2 protein-coding genes are annotated in these 710 nt (G+C 47.6%); both read right to left on the bottom strand.

Features of this window, described 5'->3' with window-relative positions; translation table 11 throughout:
• The coding region (locus tag R7044_RS25495; protein WP_225456031.1) for a GNAT family N-acetyltransferase at positions 1-509 on the bottom strand (509 nt) is incomplete at its 3' end.
• Positions 510-514: 5 nt separating this feature from the next.
• On the bottom strand, positions 515-710 hold a 196-nt coding region (locus tag R7044_RS25490; protein ID WP_225456030.1), incomplete at its 5' end, for a GNAT family N-acetyltransferase.

Genomic DNA, 710 nt, shown 5'->3' with positions numbered 1-710 from the left:
TCAACGTATTCTTTTAATGTGGCACCAGCACGCTCAGCAATATTGATACTGGCAATGTTATCTTCCATACAGTGGAATTGGATGAACTGCGCATGCCCTTTCTGCTTTAAAAAAGGAATCAGAACCGCAAGCACTTGGTCAATCACTCGGTGTCCTCGCCCATTGTTCGCCAACCAATAGCCAATCTCAGTGACGTGTGTGTGCGAATCCACACCCTTGATGCCAATAACACCCGTAAACTGCTCATCAAAATAAATCGCGCACCAGTGGGCATCTAACGCTTTGCTGTTCACGCGCTGAGAGATGTAGTTCACTGCTTCTCTGCGGTTGGTCACAAAGTCCGTCCAAGGTAAATAGCCAGATAGGCTGTTTCGATACGTGTTCACCACTTCCAGTAAAACCGTCGCATGTTTGGTGGTAAGAGGCTCAATTGAGACCCTTTCTGAGACGGAAAAGCGCGCTTGCGAGCCATTCCCTTGATAGTCGTGTGGATACATCGAATCTCCCATTCACATCATCCTTTAGCAAAGCGCTGCAATGCATCTCCCGCCAGTCGATAGATCTTCCATTCATCTTGAGGCTCTGCACCGATTGACTGATAGAAATCGATGGCAGGTTGGTTCCAATCCAATACAGCCCATTCAAAACGGCCACAACCACGATCAATGGCAATATTCGCCAAATGCTTTAACAACGCTTTCCCAGCACCA

The organism is Vibrio sp. 1402, from assembly GCF_033340275.1.
This window is presented reverse-complemented; position numbering and strand designations above follow the sequence as displayed.